This window comes from Mycobacterium sp. 1164985.4 (assembly GCF_001668575.1).
Lineage (GTDB): Bacteria > Actinomycetota > Actinomycetes > Mycobacteriales > Mycobacteriaceae > Mycobacterium.
Map to the genome: position 1 here is coordinate 139,268 of NZ_LZMD01000061.1, position 15,392 is coordinate 154,659.

Annotated in this window: 9 protein-coding genes and 1 pseudogene; 5 read left to right on the forward strand and 5 right to left on the reverse strand. The window is 65.7% G+C overall.

Annotation, left to right across the window (positions count from 1 at the left end; genetic code table 11):
* The first annotated feature begins 391 nt into the window (after window positions 1-391).
* Both A5650_RS27345 and A5650_RS11875 read left to right on the forward strand, forming a co-directional pair.
* A pseudogene (locus A5650_RS27345) lies at window positions 392-846 on the forward strand (type II toxin-antitoxin system Phd/YefM family antitoxin).
* Between the two features lie 3 nt (window positions 847-849).
* Complete coding sequence (locus A5650_RS11875; protein ID WP_012394840.1) at window positions 850-1,284, forward strand: type II toxin-antitoxin system VapC family toxin; 435 nt, start codon at window positions 850-852, stop codon at window positions 1,282-1,284.
* Between the two features lie 302 nt (window positions 1,285-1,586).
* On the opposite strand, the gene A5650_RS11880 is transcribed toward A5650_RS11875, so the two are convergent.
* Window positions 1,587-2,870 carry a PucR family transcriptional regulator gene (locus A5650_RS11880; protein WP_067290911.1) on the reverse strand — a complete coding sequence of 428 codons (1,284 nt, stop codon included), beginning with the start codon at window positions 2,868-2,870 and terminating at the stop codon, window positions 1,587-1,589.
* Between the two features lie 169 nt (window positions 2,871-3,039).
* Between A5650_RS11880 and A5650_RS11885 the strand changes: the two genes are divergently transcribed.
* From A5650_RS11885 to A5650_RS11895, 3 genes are read left to right on the forward strand one after another with little or no spacing between them, the layout of a single operon-like run.
* Window positions 3,040-4,491: a class I adenylate-forming enzyme family protein gene (locus tag A5650_RS11885; protein ID WP_067291018.1), complete on the forward strand. Its 1,452-nt coding sequence runs from the start codon at window positions 3,040-3,042 to the stop codon at window positions 4,489-4,491.
* A 37-nt stretch (window positions 4,492-4,528) separates the two neighbouring features.
* A complete protein-coding gene (locus A5650_RS11890) occupies window positions 4,529-6,316 on the forward strand; it encodes a DUF3556 domain-containing protein (protein WP_067290913.1) in 1,788 nt (595 codons plus the stop codon).
* The gene (locus A5650_RS11895; RefSeq protein ID WP_067290916.1) at window positions 6,313-7,728 is read left to right on the forward strand and encodes a phytoene desaturase family protein; all 1,416 of its coding nucleotides are present in this window, start codon (window positions 6,313-6,315) and stop codon (window positions 7,726-7,728) included. The genes A5650_RS11890 and A5650_RS11895 overlap by 4 nt, the downstream gene beginning before the upstream one ends.
* Window positions 7,729-8,134: 406 nt before the next feature.
* Here the strand turns inward: A5650_RS11895 and A5650_RS11900 are convergent, their stop codons facing one another.
* The 4 genes from A5650_RS11900 to A5650_RS11915 all read right to left on the reverse strand — a co-directional run bounded on the left by A5650_RS11900 (window position 8,135) and on the right by A5650_RS11915 (window position 15,391).
* Window positions 8,135-8,938 carry an SDR family oxidoreductase gene (locus A5650_RS11900; protein WP_067290920.1) on the reverse strand — a complete coding sequence of 268 codons (804 nt, stop codon included), beginning with the start codon at window positions 8,936-8,938 and terminating at the stop codon, window positions 8,135-8,137.
* 9 nt (window positions 8,939-8,947) lie between these two features.
* On the reverse strand, window positions 8,948-9,709 hold the full coding sequence (locus A5650_RS11905; protein WP_067290923.1) for an SDR family NAD(P)-dependent oxidoreductase: 762 nt from the start codon (window positions 9,707-9,709) through the stop codon (window positions 8,948-8,950).
* A 202-nt stretch (window positions 9,710-9,911) separates the two neighbouring features.
* Window positions 9,912-11,288 (reverse strand): neutral zinc metallopeptidase, encoded by a 1,377-nt coding sequence (locus A5650_RS11910; RefSeq protein WP_082950733.1) that lies wholly within the window; start codon window positions 11,286-11,288, stop codon window positions 9,912-9,914.
* Window positions 11,289-11,443: 155 nt separating this feature from the next.
* Window positions 11,444-15,391 (reverse strand): bifunctional nitrate reductase/sulfite reductase flavoprotein subunit alpha, encoded by a 3,948-nt coding sequence (locus tag A5650_RS11915; RefSeq protein WP_067290930.1) that lies wholly within the window; start codon window positions 15,389-15,391, stop codon window positions 11,444-11,446.
* Between the last annotated feature and the right edge of the window lies 1 nt (window position 15,392).

Genomic DNA, 15,392 nt, shown 5'->3' on the forward strand with positions numbered 1-15,392 from the left:
TTGTGATTTCGGTCTCTTAGCCACGGTCTCGGGGTAATGCCACCAACTGGACATGTGGAGCCAACTGTTCTGGGACGCCTACACCAGCTTGAAGCACGCTCCGTCATACGAATACGATCCAAGGGATGTCGAGGTTCTTCGCGACTCAGGCCAACTGTTACTACTGGGAGAGTCGTTCAATCGGGTCGCTGGCAACAGAACGCCAATGAAGGCGATCGTCGGCAGTCACCGCACACAGCACCTCACGCAGAGAATTCAAGAGCCCGCTGCTGCAAGCTAGACCCGGCGTCCGACACCGAGGCGCTGCCGTCTTCATACAGCTGACCACGAACGCCAGCCGCGCCGAAGTCCCACCGGGGACGGCAAACACCTTCCGCCGCAACACCTTCGGATGCAGCTTGGACGGAAGGCCACCAGCCACCATAATATCGACCGTCTCGGCGTCGCCAGCACCGCGGACGAATCGGTGTACCGGCCCGTTGCCACCTCGCCTCCGGCTTGCGCGGGTCAATCTCTCAGGTCGTCGTTGCCACACTCAGAAGTGACATGTACAAATCACGGTTCAGCGAGTGTACAGTTCACGGTGTGGAGGTATCCGTGACCGAGTTGCGCGCGCACCTTAGCGATTGGCTCGATCGAGTTCGGGCTGGTGATGAGGTCGTCATCACCGACCGCGGGATTCCGGTCGCGCGACTCGCTGCGCTGGACAGCGCAGGCACCTTGGAGCGTCTCACGGCCGAAGGCGTGATTGCCAGGGCCACCGCGCAGCGGCCCGTCGCTGCGGGACGGTCCCGGCCCCGACCGCGGCGGCCGGTGTCTGACCAGGTCAGCGACCAGCGGCGCTGACCGGTGCCGCTCGTCTACTTCGACGCCAGCGCCTTCGTTAAACTTCTCACCACCGAGACAGGAAGCTCGCTGGCATCCGCGCTGTGGGACGGCTGCGACGCCGCATTGTCCAGCCGCCTGGCCTACCCCGAAGTCCGCGCCGCACTCGCTGCAGCAGCCCGCAATCACGACCTAACCGAATCCGAGCTCGCCGACGCCGAGCGTGACTGGGAGGACTTCTGGGCCGCCACCCGCCCAATCGAACTCACCGCCACGGTTGAACAGCACGCCGGCCGCCTCGCCCGCGCCCATGCCTTGCGCGAAGCCGACGCTGTCCATCTGGCCAGCGCGTTGGCAGTCGGCGAACCCGGCCTGATCGTCGCCGTTTGGGACCGACGCCTGCACGCCGGAGCCCAAGCCGCCGGGTGCCGACTCGCCCCCGCCCAACTCGACCCCTAATCCGACCGCTCGACGTCAGAGGTGGGTCGACCCCGGCATGGATGACGATCAGGTACCGATTCGCCAGGTCAGAACCCGTGTCGTAAGTGGCCAAGTCCCCCCTCGGACACCAGGTCATTGGCTGATGTCGATAGCGGACCGCCGTGACTAATCCTGTTCGACGGCGGGATGGGAACTTTCTTCAACAGTCTCATTTGCACAGTTCAGCGCACCTCCTTCGGCTCTTGACCGCTCAGCAGTGACCCCTGTTGCGGCATGTCGGGGCCGAGGAAAGACAGTCTCACTAGCATGCGTGCCGAGTGTCACGGCTTGGATTGCAGGATGGATCCGCCGAACCAGTGGCACACGAGTAGCGCGAGTTCGACGTCCAAGCGACTGGCGTCATCGATCGGCGCGCCGCGACGCTCGACCGCTCGCTGGATGCGGTATTTGACCGAATTGAAGTGCAGGTTAAGTTCATCTGCGGCGGCCTTATAGCTGGCGCCGGCGCGGAGGAAGGTTCGCAGTGTCTCGCGCAAGCGAGCATCGTTGTCCGTGGCCGATGACAGGGGCCCGAGAATCTCGTGCACCCACTCGCGCACCTCGTCAAGGTTGTCGCACAGCAGTGATCCCGCGTACAGGCCAGGATCGGCGACGCTGGTGACCGGCATCGCGTCCGGCCCGGCTGCGACCGCGACGTTGCGTGCTCGCTGTGCTTGACGATGGGTCCGCTGAAAACCCTCCACCCCGGCCGCCGGTGAGCCGACGGCCACCGACGGTGGGGACGCGTAGTTGGCGACGAAGCTCCGGATATCGGCGACCACCGTCGGAGTCGCGGTGGACTCCAGGGGTATCCACCCCCAACCGCTGACCTTGTCCTCGGCTACGAACAGCGGACTGCCTTGTGTGGCAAGCGATTCACCGAGCTCGGAAAGGAATCGCTCGAGCCGGATCAGCTCGTCGCCGTCGGTCTCCGCGGGTAGCCACAGCACCAGCCCGAGATGACGTCGGCGCAACGGGTACCGGATGGCCGAGGTGACCGCGTCCACGTCAACGTCGGTGGCCTCGAGCACTTCGCGCACGCGCATCGCGCGCAAGCTGTCGCGGTTCTTCAACCAGTTGTCCCGCTCGCGTTCGTACGTGGCAACGACCTGTTGGGAAATCCAGTCGATGTAGACGAAGGTGGCTGCGGAGATTCGTTCCAACACCGCGAATCCCAGCGAAGTGTCGAAGCCTGTGTCCTTGATTTCCTCGACCGCGGCGCGCAGTACCAATCCATGGCCCAGCCGATAAGCGCGGACCAGTGCGTTCATCGGCACCCCACGCTGGGCCAACCGCCGCGCGTACTCCATGGCCGCGGTTGGCATCGCGAAGTTCTCCAGAGGTATCTCGTAGCGAAGCGCGTGAAAAACGGCCCCGATGTTGCTGCCCGTGCTCGCGTTCAGGAGTTCGACGAGTCCGGAATCGCCCTTCAGCTCCTCGATCTCCGCCACCAGGCGCTGCTCGATCGCGAGGGAAACCTCGCTCTGTCGACCGATCAACCGCTCCATCACGACCGCAGCGGCTTCGCGAACGGCCGTCTCGTCGTGGCGGGCCCGAGCGCCCATGCATTGCAGGTTAGAACGCGTGCGGGATCGGCGAGCACTTTTGGCGGTCGCCACTGTCTTCCGGCGACAGTGCCGGCAGCGAAGTTCATCGGTTCGCAACGGTGTGTCTCCGGGGGCTGATTCCTACCGTTGGTTCATCCACTTCGAGACAACCACCGAGGACCCCTTGATGAACCTTTCGGCAGTGCCCGACGTGCGGGCGGCCCGGGCCCCCGAAGCTCCCGCGATAGCTGACGACTCCGTCGAGCTGAGCAACACGGAGTTCCTGCGTGCCGTGTGTCGCGCCAGCGCGACCTTGCACACACACGGCATCGAGCCCGGCGACGTGGTGGCGATCATGCTGCCCAACCGGGCGGCGTTCGTGGTGGCGATGTTCGCCGCGTGGCGACTCGGCGCCGCGGTCACGCCCGTCAGCCCCACCCTCGTGCCTGCGGAGGTGTCGTACCAGATCACCGATGCCGCAGCGAAGGTACTCGTCGTCGAGGAGCCGCTCGGCTTCGATGCCCCGATTGGGACGGTGCTCACCGTCGACGAACTGATGGCGGCCTCGGGGTCGACGGCCGTCACACCCCCAGCACACCGCGACGACGCGTTCGCGCTGCTGATTTACACCAGCGGCACGACGGGACGGCCGAAGGGCGTCGTGCTCGACCAAGGCAACTTGAATGCGATGTGCCGCATGACGATCGATGCGTTCTCGCTGAGCAGTGACGACCACAGCCTACTTATCCTCCCGTTGTTCCACGTCAACGGGATCGTCGTCAGCACACTGGCCCCGCTGATCGCGGGTGGCCGCACGACAATCGCCGGGCGGTTCAGCCCGGAAACGTTTTTCGACCGGATCGAAAAGCGCCGCCCCACCTATTTCTCGGCCGTCCCGACGATCTACACGATGCTTGCCGACCTGCCCGACGACACGCGGCCCGACACTTCTTCGGTGCGGTTCGCCCTCTGCGGGGCCGCTCCGGCCAGTAAGGAACTGCTGGACAAGTTCGAGACCCGCTACGGCATACCCGTGATCGAGGGGTACGGGTTGTCGGAGGGAACATGCGGCAGCACCGTCAACCCGCTCAACGGCAAGCGCAAGCCCGATACTGTCGGCCTTCCACTACCGGGACAGGCGATTCGCATCGTCGGACCTGGCGGTACATCGGTTCCTGACGGCGAGGCCGGCGAGGTCCTCATCAACGGCCGCAATGTGATGCGCGGCTACCTGAACCGGCCCGAGGAGACGGCGAAGACGATCGTCGACGGCTGGCTGCGCACCGGGGACATCGGGTACCTGGACGAAGACGGCTACCTCGTGTTGATCGACCGCGCGAAGGACATGATCATCCGCGGCGGCGAGAACATCTATCCCAAGGAGATCGAGTCCGTCGTCTATCAGTTGCCGCAGATCGCCGAGGCGGCCGTGGTCGGCCGCACCCACCCCGTGTACGGCGAAGAGCCGGTGCTGTTCGTATCGCTGAATTCGGGAGCTGAGTTCGCAGCCGACAAGATTGACGCGCACCTGCGCGCGTCACTGTCGAAATACAAAGTCCCGGTGGAGATCACGATTCTTGACGACCTGCCCAAGAACGCGGTCGGCAAGATCGACAAACCGTCGCTCAGACAATGCTGACCCGCCAAGACTGAGAACCACCTCAAATGAGCCGATCATGGGATTCACGACGCCGAATCTGCCTACGGTTGAACCCGAATCATTCCTCCAGCTGCCCCTGATGGAGCGCATCAGGTTGCTCACGTTGAAGTGGGTGGACCATGGATACGGTGTGCCGAGAGTGGTGCACACCATCTACATCGCCAAGTTGGTCTTCTTCTATGCCCTTGGCGGCGTCCTTGTCGCCACGCTCACCTCCGGGCTGCCGGCGTTCTGGCATGTATCAGAGTGGTGGAGCGAGCCCATCGTCTACCAGAAGATGATCCTGTGGACGGTGCTCCTGGAGCTGATCGGCCTGGCAGGATCGTGGGGCCCGCTGGCCGGCAAGACCAAACCAATGACCGGCGGATACCGGTTTTGGTTGAAGGTCAACACGATTCGGCTACGGCCGTTCAAGTGGGTTCCGTTCACCGCGGGCAACCGGCGTACGTGGTTCGACATCGTGTTGTACCTGGCGTTGATCGCCAGCGTGGCAGTGGCACTGGCGCTGCCCGGCGTACACAGTGACTCGCTGTCCGCGGTTCTCCCGGTTTACGCCTCCGGCCTGGTGAACCCGGCACTGCTGAGCGCGCCCATAACGTTGCTGGTGGTGATCGGCCTGCGGGACAAGACCGTATTCCTCGCAGCACGCGGTGAACAGTACCTGCCGGCGTTGTTCTTCTTTGCCGCACTGCCGTTCGTCGACATGATCATCGCGCTGAAACTGCTCATCGTCACCGTGTGGGTCTGGGCCGGCATTTCCAAGCTCGGCATCCACTTCACCAACGTCATCCCGCCGATGGTCAGCAACAGCCCCGCCCTGCCCTTCAAGTGGTTGAAGCGGGCCCATTACCGCAACTTCCCGCACGACCTGCGCCCATCGCGTCTCGCAGGCTTCATGGCCCACGGGCCGGGCACCGTGGTCGAGATCATCGCCCCCTTGGCGCTGCTGTTGTCCCCTTGGCCCTGGCTGACTTTCGTCGCCGCGGCGATCATGGTCGGATTCCACCTGTTCATCATCTCGACCTTCCCGATGGCGGTGCCGGTGGAATGGAATGTGTTGTTCGCCTACGCGACGCTCTTCTTGTTCCTCGGATTCCCCAACTGGGAGGGCCACGCGGTCTGGGACATGTCCTCGCCGTGGCTGGCGATTGCTCTTCTGGCTACCCTGTCGTTCTTCCCGGTACTCGGCAATGTGCGGCCCGACCTGGTGTCGTTCCTGCCGGCGATGCGCCAGTATGCGGGGAACTGGGCATCCGCGGTGTGGGCTTTCGCACCCGGCGCCGAGGAGAAGCTGAACCGGGTGACGCGTTCGGCGAGAAACCAGGTCGACCAGTTGGTGTACGTCGGCTATGAGCCGATGTGGGCTGAGATATTCCTGCAGCAGACGCTCGCGTTCCGCTGCTTTCACAGCCAGGGACGTGGCCTGTACTCCGTGCTGGTGAAGAACCTCCCGGATATCGACCACAGGACGGTGCGCGAAGCGGAGCTGGTCGCCAATTCGATTCTCGGGTTCAACTTCGGTGACGGCCATCTGCACAATGAGGACATGATCCGGGCCGTGCAGGAGGATGCCAAGTTCGAGCCGGGTGAGCTAGTGATCGTCTGGGTCGAATCGCAGCCTATCCATCGCAGGATCCAGCACTACAAGGTCATCGACGCGGCGCTAGGTGTTGTAGAGCGCGGCACATGGAACCCCGAAGACGCTGTGGCGGAGCAGCCTTGGCTGCCCAATGGCCCAATTGCGTTGAACGTGACCTGGACACGAACGGCGGCGGACGCGCGAGCTAGTGGGAGTCGAGGATGAGTAACGCGGTTGTGGTGGGCGGTGGGCCCAATGGGCTCGCTGCCGCCGTTGCCCTGGCAAGGGCGGGCGTGCAGGTAACAGTGCTGGAAGCTGCCTGCGAGGTCGGCGGCGGGGCACGCTCCAGCGAGGCCATCCTGCCCGGCTTGTTGCACGACCACTGCTCGGCGATTCACCCGATGGCCGCCGGCTCAGCGTTTTTCAGCGGGCTCGGACTGGACCGTTACGGTCTGCAATGGCGCTGGCCCGAGATCGACTGCGCGCATCCGCTCGACAACGGTGACGCCGGCGTGCTGCGCCGGTCGGTCGATGCGACGGCCGATGGACTCGGCGCCGACGGCAGGGTGTGGAAGCGCGTGTTCGGCGGCCCCTCGGCCAGGTTCGACCTGCTGTCGCAAGACATCATGGGCCCACTGCTACGGATGCCCCGTCATCCGTTGATGTTGGCCCGGTTCGGAGCCCCGACCGTACTTCCCGCAGCCACGTTCGCACACACTTTCCGCACCCCGGAGGCCCGGGCGCTGTGGGGCGGCATTGCGGCACACGCGTTTCGGCCCCTGCACTACCCGATGACCTCGGCGATCGGAATCGGCATCATCACGGCGGGCCACCGCCACGGCTGGCCCGTCGCCGCGGGCGGTTCGCAGTCGATCACCAACGCGCTGGTGTCGCTGCTCGGCGATCTTGGCGCCAAGATCGAAACCGGGGTGCGGATCGACTCGGCCTCGCAGGTCCCGCACGCCGACATCACGATGTTCGACCTCGCCCCGAGCGCCGTCGCCAAGATTCTCGGAGATCGCCTACCGTCGCGGGTGGGGCGCGCATTTCGCCGCTACCGGTACGGGCCGGGTGCCTTCAAAGTCGACTTCGCGGTGGAGGGTGGCGTTCCGTGGCGCAACCCCGACGCTCATCGGGCCGGAACGGTTCATCTCGGCGGCAGCTTCGCCGAGATCGCCGCGACCGAACGTGACATCCATGCGGGACGGATGCCGGAGCGCCCGTTCGTGCTCGTCGGCCAGCAATACCTCGCCGACTCCGGCCGCTCCGTCGGCAACATCCATCCAGTGTGGACGTACGCCCATGTGCCACATGGCTACACGGGTGATGCCACCGAGGCGATCATTGCCCAGATCGAGCGTTTTGCGCCCGGGTTCAGGGACCGGATCGTCGGGCGGACCGTCCGCTCGACCACCGAGATGGCCGCCTACAACGCCAACTACGTCGGTGGCGACATCCTCACCGGGGCCAAGGACATCCGTCAACTGGCGTTCGGGCCCAGGGCCGCACTCAACCCCTACCGGATCGGCATACCCGGCATGTACATCTGCTCGGCCGCGACTCCGCCGGGACCCGGCGCGCATGGAATGTGTGGGGCGAACGCCGCAAAGCTTGCACTGAAGTACCTGGGCGCGTGACGCATCGTCGACGACCTCGCTTGGGACGATGTTCGACGGAGAATGCGGTAGGGCCGCGGCTGGCCAACACGTCCAGGCTGGCCCCGTATGCCACGGCGGGCGGACATGTCAGCGCCGAAGACGTCAAACGTGCCCGCCAACACGAGTACGCACGCAACCCGCGGGTCCTCGGCGGGACGCCAACCGATCCCGTAGCTGCTCTCGAGTTCTTGCGCCCCCTTGGCCGGCCTGTCTTCAGATCGCGTGACCAGCAGCCGATCGTGGCCATGTCGTGCGAACACCGTTGGCAGGGGCCCGCCCGACGCCGGTGGACGCTCCGGTGGTGACGGTGTTCGACATTTTTTAGTTCACTGCTGCTGCTGCGGTCCAAAGGAAGCCGCGGAAGGCTCGTGAACATGGCGGGTCGTCAGAACAAGCTGGCAGTCATTCCGCCGTCGACGACAAACCCTCCGCCGGTGCAGAACTGCGACCGGTCGCTGGCGAGGAACAAGGCCAGCCCGGCGACATCGTCGACGCTGACATAACCTCCCTGCGTTGCGCTGATGACGGTGTCGAAGTCAATACCCAACGCCGCGTTGTATTTCTCGCGGTTCGCGGTGATCAGCTCCGTCTCGGCGAATCCGGGCAGGATCGCATTGACCCTGATCCCTGCCGGTCGCAGTTCAAGCGCGGCGGTCTTGGTCAAGCTCACCACACCGGCCTTAGCTGCGGCGTAATGCGCAGCCAGCGGGATTCCAGCCAGGGCTGTCACCGATGCCATCGTGATGATGGATCCGGCCGTCTGCGACGCGATCATCGACCGTGCAGCGGTTCGCATCGTGAGGAAAACCCCGTCGAGATTTATCGACAGCATGGTGCGCCAGGTGGCGAAGGGCATCTCCACGATCGGCAGAACCCCGGCGATTCCTGCGTTCGCAACGACAATGTCGACCTTGGCGTAGCGATCTGCCGTGTGCTCGAAGAGTTCGGCGACGCTGCGTTCATTGCTCACATCGCATTGCACCGCAACGGCCTTCGGCAGGGTAGCCGCAGCGGACGCCGCAGCGGATGCGTCGATGTCGGAGATGACCACGGTGGCGCCCTGAGCGGCGTAAGCCCGCGCGGCAGCGAAACCGATGCCGCGGGCGGCGCCGGTGACGACGGCGACCTTGCCGACGAGGGAACCATCCGCAGTCCCAGAAGCGCTTCCAGCAAACGTAGTGTGTGACATGCGTTCTCCTTAGAAAAGGTTCGCGGTGAGGCCACCGTCGATCAGATAGTGGGCGCCGTTGACGAAGCGGGCGTCGTCGGAGGCGAGGAAGGCAACGGTCTCGGCGATCTCGTCTGGCGCGCCGAAGCGGCCCTGCTTGAGCGCAACGAGGTCATCGAACGGGATCGGTGCGATCGCCTCGAGCGGTGCTGCCAAGCGGTCGGCCATTTCGGTTCGAATAAGGCCCGGGCAGACGGCATTTACGCGGATACCGGCCTGACGCAGTTCAATGGCGGCCGATTCGGTGAAGCGGATCAGCGCTCCCTTTGACGCGCTATAGGCGCTGACCAATGGGCCACCCGCCGTGCCGGCGACAGACGACACGACCACGATCGCGCCATTACCGGCCGACGTAAGCGCCGGCAGCGCCGCCTTGGTGAACCGAAAGGTGCCTGTCACATTGACATCGAGCACCCGACTGAACTCTTCGCTTGTGAGTTCGGTTATGGGCTTGGCGATTTCAATCCCGGCGTTGTTGACCAACAGGTCCAGCCCGCCGAACGCTTCAACGGCGCGTGCCACCACGAGATCGACGTCGGTGTCCGACCGCACATCGCAGCCCACGCCGATAGTTCCGTTGCCAAGCTGACGTGCCGCACTGTTCGCTGCTTCGGCGTCGAGGTCTGCGACGGCAACTTTGGCACCGCCTGCCACGAGCCGCCTGGCGATGGCGAAACCAATCCCGCGGGCCGATCCCGACACGATTGCGCGTCGGCCAAACAGATCACCCATCCGATGCTCCTCCAAGACGTTCCCTGATAAAGCTTGTGACATCCAAGGTGGCAGGAAGGTAGGTCAAAGGCTTCGTCTCGCCGCGACGGCGACCACAGAGTTGGTTGTTGGCTGGAGACAATGGCTGTAGTGCCGCTTCGCGCCTCCGGCGCTTGGCGCAGATGGCCACGTCCCCCTAAGGACACCAGGTCGGTCGGCCTTCTCAGGCGAAGCGTTTCAGGCAGGAGTCCTGATCCCCCAGCACGCCGGCGCGGAACGCGTCGATGCGCGCGAACCCCGCGGGTGCCGACTGCCCGTTGACGTCGCTGGCGGCCATGCCGTTGGTGAGCAGACCGCTCACGGCTTCGTCGAGGTCGCCGGCGGTCAACGCGACGGTGTTGCCGTCCGGTGTGTTCACTTGCTGGCTGAGTTTTCGCGTCGCGACGCCGGTAAGGCAGGCCGTTCGCAGACCCGTCTCCGCGGTGTCCAGCGAAAGCCCAAATGCTTTCTGCAGAGCCAACATATAGCGCGAGATCAGTACCGAATAGGCGGTGTTGTCGCCCGTCAGCCCCGTCGGGCCTTCGGCGGCGGCGCCGAGTTTCTTCAGCCCGGCCAGGTCGACCGCGACGGTGTTGGTCGCCGGGCAGAACGAGACGGGCGGTGTGGGCCGGGCATCGGCGCATCGTTTCGCGGCAGCCGCATCGAATACGAGCCGCGGCGGGTCGGCGGGTTCGAACAGCAGGTTCATCGCGGCGATGACCGACCGCACGGAGCCTTGTGACACCGGCCAGTTCCCCGTCTCCCCTCGCTGCAGGGCGACCGGCAGGTCACCGCGCCGCTGGATGACCTCCTCCTTGTCGATACCCGTACACGTCTCGGGCCCGTCGGCGAATCCGAACTGGAACGCCGAGACCCGCTCGAACGCCGATCCGTGTTCGCCGCCGCCCGAGGACGCCCCGTTGCGGTCGAACAGTGGATCGCGGAAGGAGATGACGCTGGCGAGGAGGGCGTTGAGCCCGTCGCCGGTGGACAGTGTGAAACGTCGCGAATTACCTTCCGCCACCCACCGCATATAGGCCCCCGCGAAGCAGTCGGCCTGCTGCTCGGCCACCAATGTCGGCGTGCTCGGCTGGTTCAGCTCAGCCTGGTACTGCACGGAGTGGCCGTACTCGTGTGCCAGCACCATGGTCACTGCCATCTCTCCGTAGGTCTTCCGCAGCGACGGCAGCAGGACACCGCGGTCCCAGCCGATCGAGCTGTCGGGCGGACAGAACGCGGCGTTGATCAATCCCGCAGTGGTCTCACCGCAGAACAACGTGGACCTGTCGCGCCGGTTGGCGTCCCAGGACAACAGCTTGCGGACGGGCGTGAACTCCCCTGTGAGCGCGCGACTGAATGCGCCTTTCCAGTAATCCTCGACGTCGCTGACGGATTGCGCCGCGAGGATGTCGATGGGCCCCCCGTCGGTGTTTGTCACCTTCCGTGACGGTCCCGGCGCCCCCTCCCTCAACCCCGAGGGTCCGTCCGCGACGCGCATCCCCGCGACCGCCAACGGGTCGGCCGACTCCTGAGTCGCCGTGCCGCCGCAGGCCGCCAGCATGACCGCCGCGGCGATGGCCGCAGCGCTCTTGACCACAGTGTGAAGGCGGTGATGCACGACAAGCCATTATCCACGCCGCGATCGTCGCCCGCCGGACATCGCCTATATGGCTGAAACCAATTCAGAGTCAACGCGGTGCCGGCACTCGGCGCGTCTCAATACACGTCGCGCACATAGCGTTTCGTTGCGACCAGTTCACGTTTGTAGTCGTGGGCCTGCTCGTGCGACATTCCGCCGTGCCGCTCGATGATCGTGGTCAATGCGGCGTCGACGTCTTTGGCCATGCGGGTGGCGTCGCCGCAGACGTAGAAGTGCGCGCCGTCGTCGAGCCATCGCCACACCTCGGCACCTTGTTCGAGCATCCGGTGCTGAACGTAGACCCGTGAGGCCTGGTCGCGGGAGAACGCGAGATCGAGCCGGTGCAGCAACCCGTCGCGGGCCATGTCCTCGAAATCCTCTCGGTAGTAGTAGTTCTGGTCGCGGTGCTGCTCACCGAAGAACAGCCAGTTGCGACCGCGGTGCCCGAGCGCCCGCCGCTCCTGCAGGAAGCCGCGGAACGGCGCGACGCCCGTGCCCGGGCCGACCATGATCATCGGAGTCGTGCCGTCGTCCGGTGGCCGGAAGTGTGGCGAGCGTTGCAAGAAAACCGGCGCCGACGAGGCCCGGTCGGCGAGGAAGGTCGAGCAGACGCCGCCGCGCCGGCCGCCGTGGACACCGCGGTAGCGCACCACCGACACCGTCAACTGCACTTCGTGCGGGCTGACCAGCGGGCTCGACGAGATCGAGTAGCTGCGCGGGGTCAACCGCACCAGCACTTCCCGCCACTCGTCGGGATCGGCGTGGACGACGAACTCCTGGACGAGGTCGAGGCCGTTGCGCCCGGCCAGCCACTTGTCCAGTTTCGCCTTCGGCGCCCGCAGCGCCTTGGCGTGTCGACTGTGCTCGGCGATGAAGCGCACCAGGTCGGGCGTGACCCGGCAGAAGTCGTAGTGCGAGACGAGCGCGTCGCGCAACGACATTTCGGTGCCGTCGATCTCGACGGTGTGCTGACTCGGCATCCCGGTGGCCGCCAGCCACGTGTCGACCATCGCGGGGTCGTTGGTGGCGCACACGCCCAGCGAGTCGCCGGCAGCGTAGCTGACGTCGTGTTCGGAGATGTCGAAGCCGAACTGTCGCACCTCTTTTCGTGACGCGGGCCCGGTCAGCACCACGTTCCGCGACAGCGGCACGACGAGCGGACGGGCGCGGGTGAACGGCTGCGCGACGGTGGCCGGCCGCACCAATGTTGAGACGCTTCCGGTCGGCGGCGTGGTGTCGATGCCCGGATTCAGCAGCGCGGTGACGTCGTCTGCCCACCGCCGCATGCGCTCGTCGTCGTAGGCCTCGCAGTCGGCGCGCTCGAGCAGCCGCACGGCGCCGAGATCCGCCAGCCGCGCGTCGACCGCCTTGGCGTAGCCGCAGAAGTCGTCGTAGGACCGGTCGCCGATGCCCAGCACCGCGTATCGCAGACCCGTCAGCGGCGCCGCCGTCTCAGCCTGCAACCGCTTCCAGAAGCCGGCACCGTTGTCGGGCGGTCCCCCGTCGCCGAAGGTGCTCGTGACGACCAGCACGTCGCGGGCCGCGACGAGGTCGGCGGGGGTCAGGTCATCCATGTTCACCAGGTGCGCGTTGCCGAGCCGTTCGGCCAGCCGCGTCGCGAAGTCCTCGGCATTGCCTGTCTGCGACGCCCACAGCACGAGCGGCCCGCCGTCGAGTTCCGGCCGCGCCGGTTCGTCGGACGGGCGGTGGGCCTGCCCGGCGAGCACACCGTTGATCCACTGGCGCACCTCGGTGGAAACCGGCGCCGAGTCGGGCAAGACCGGGACCTCCGACTGCGCCTCGGCCAGTCCGCTGAAAAAGCCCGACACGTACAGCGTTTCGTGCTCGGTGAGTGTCGGTGAGGCGACGGGGGTCAGCTTGACCGCGCAGACCTTGAACTCGGGCTGCAGCGAGTCGGGGTCGACGGCGTCGTTGGTCAACGCGTTGACCGTGAGGTTCTCGCCGTGGTCGTCGTTCCAGTGGAACGGCACGAAACACGTGCCCGGACGCACACGATCGGTGACGGTGGCGGACAGCACCGCGCGCCCACGCCGCGTCGTGAGCTCGACGGACCGCCCGTCCTCGATTCCGAGCCTCAGCGCATCCTCGGGATGTACCTCGACGAACGGATCACCGGTCAGCTTGTTCAGCGATTCCACCCGGCCGGTCTTGGTCATGGTGTGCCACTGGTGTTGCAGCCGACCGGTGTTCAGGACCAACGGGTATTCGTCGTCGGGCAACTCCTTTGCGTCCATGTGCGGACGGGCATGGAATATCGCCCGCCCCGACGGGGTCGCGAATGCCAGCCGGGGTGCGTGGCCGTGCTCGTCGACGATGTAGTCCTGGCTGACGCCGTCGTTGAGGTAGCGGATCGGATGGCGATCGGCATCGTCGTCCGGCGGGCACGGCCACTGCAACGGCGTCTGCCGCAGCCGCGTATAGCTGGCGCCGCGAAGGTCGTAGCCGGTCTTGGGGTTCCAGAATCGCCGGATCTCGTCGAAGATCTGTTCGCTGGAGGTATACGCGAAGTGCTCGCCGAACCCCAGATGGGCCGCGACCTGACAGATCAGCTGCCAGTCGGGCCGGGCCTGGCCCGGAGCAGGAACCGACTGCTGGAGCAATGTCAGATTTCGTTCGGAGTTCACCATCACCGCGTCGGCCTCCGCCCACATCGCGGCGGGCAACACGATGTCGGCGTAGGCGTTGGTGGCCGTGGTGCGGTAGGCATCCTGAGTGATGACGAGCTCGGCCGCCTGCAATCCCTCGATCACCATCGACCGATTCGCCACCGTGGCAACGGGATTGGTGCAGATGATCCAGCAGGCTTTGATGTCGCCGTCGGCGAGGCCTCGGAACATGTCCACCGTTCCCGGGCCGACGTCGGAGCGGATGGTGCCCGACGGCAGCCCCCATTGCCCCTCGACGAACGCGCGGTCCTCGGCCGAGGTGACCACACGCTGACCGGGCAATCCCGGTCCCATATAGCCCATTTCGCGTCCGCCCATGGCGTTGGGCTGACCGGTCAGCGACATCGGCCCGCTGCCCGGCCGGCAGATCGCGCCGGTGGCAAGGTGCAGGTTGCAGATGGCGTTGGTGTTCCACGTTCCGTGAGTGCTCTGGTTGAGCCCCATCGTCCAGCAGCTCAGCCACTCCCCCGCGTCGGCGATCATTCGCGCCGCGAGCCGGATGTCGGCCTCCGCCAGGCCGGTGAGCCCAGCGACCCGGTCCGGGGTGTAGTCGGCGAGAAACGCCGGCATCGCGTCCCAGCCCTCGGTGTAGGCGTCGATGAAATCACCGTCGATGTCGCCGTTCTCGACGAGCAGGTACAAGAGCCCGTTCAGCAGTGCCAGGTCGGTGCCGGGTTTGATCTGCAGGAAGAGGTCGGCGCGTTCGGCGGTCGTCGTGCGGCGCGGATCGACGACGATCAGCTTGGCTCCCGCCTTGAGCCGGTCGGCCATCCGCAGATACAGGATCGGGTGACAGTCGGTCATGTTGGAGCCGATGACGAAAAACAAGTCGGCGCGGTCGAAGTCGGCGTAGGAACCGGGAGGACCGTCGGCGCCCAGCGACTGTTTGAAGCCCGTTCCGGCACTGGCCATGCAGAGCCGCGAGTTCGACTCGATGTGCACCGTGCGTAGATACCCCTTGGCCAATTTGGTTGCGAGGTACTGCGCCTCGATCGACATCTGGCCCGACACGTAGAGCGCAACCGCGTCCGGGCCGTGCTCGTCGACGATGGCCCGCAGACGCCGGCCCGCCTCGGCGACGGCGTCGTCGACCGGTGTGGGCACCAGTTCCTCGCCGCGGCCCGACCGCAGCATCGCTGAGGTCAGGCGGCCGTCGTCCGCGCGCATCATCTCGGCGTGGGTGGCACCCTTGGTGCAGAGCCTGCCGAAGTTGGCCGGATGCAGCTTGTCCCCGGTTACCCGAGCGATGACCGGGTTGCCGGTCTCGCGGTCAGTGGCGGTGTGCACCTCGATACCGCAGCCCACGCCGCAGTACGAGCACGCCGTCCGAGTACCCATC

Coding starts and splice junctions, on each gene's coding strand:
- A5650_RS11880 (WP_067290911.1), bottom strand. CDS start 2,870: ATGGGCGCTCGGGCCCGCCACGACGAGACGGCCGTTCGCGAAGCCGCT.
- A5650_RS11885 (WP_067291018.1), top strand. CDS start 3,040: ATGAACCTTTCGGCAGTGCCCGACGTGCGGGCGGCCCGGGCCCCCGAA.
- A5650_RS11890 (WP_067290913.1), top strand. CDS start 4,529: ATGGGATTCACGACGCCGAATCTGCCTACGGTTGAACCCGAATCATTC.
- A5650_RS11895 (WP_067290916.1), top strand. CDS start 6,313: ATGAGTAACGCGGTTGTGGTGGGCGGTGGGCCCAATGGGCTCGCTGCC.
- A5650_RS11900 (WP_067290920.1), bottom strand. CDS start 8,938: ATGTCACACACTACGTTTGCTGGAAGCGCTTCTGGGACTGCGGATGGT.
- A5650_RS11905 (WP_067290923.1), bottom strand. CDS start 9,709: ATGGGTGATCTGTTTGGCCGACGCGCAATCGTGTCGGGATCGGCCCGC.
- A5650_RS11910 (WP_082950733.1), bottom strand. CDS start 11,288: ATGCTGGCGGCCTGCGGCGGCACGGCGACTCAGGAGTCGGCCGACCCG.
- A5650_RS11915 (WP_067290930.1), bottom strand. CDS start 15,391: ATGGGTACTCGGACGGCGTGCTCGTACTGCGGCGTGGGCTGCGGTATC.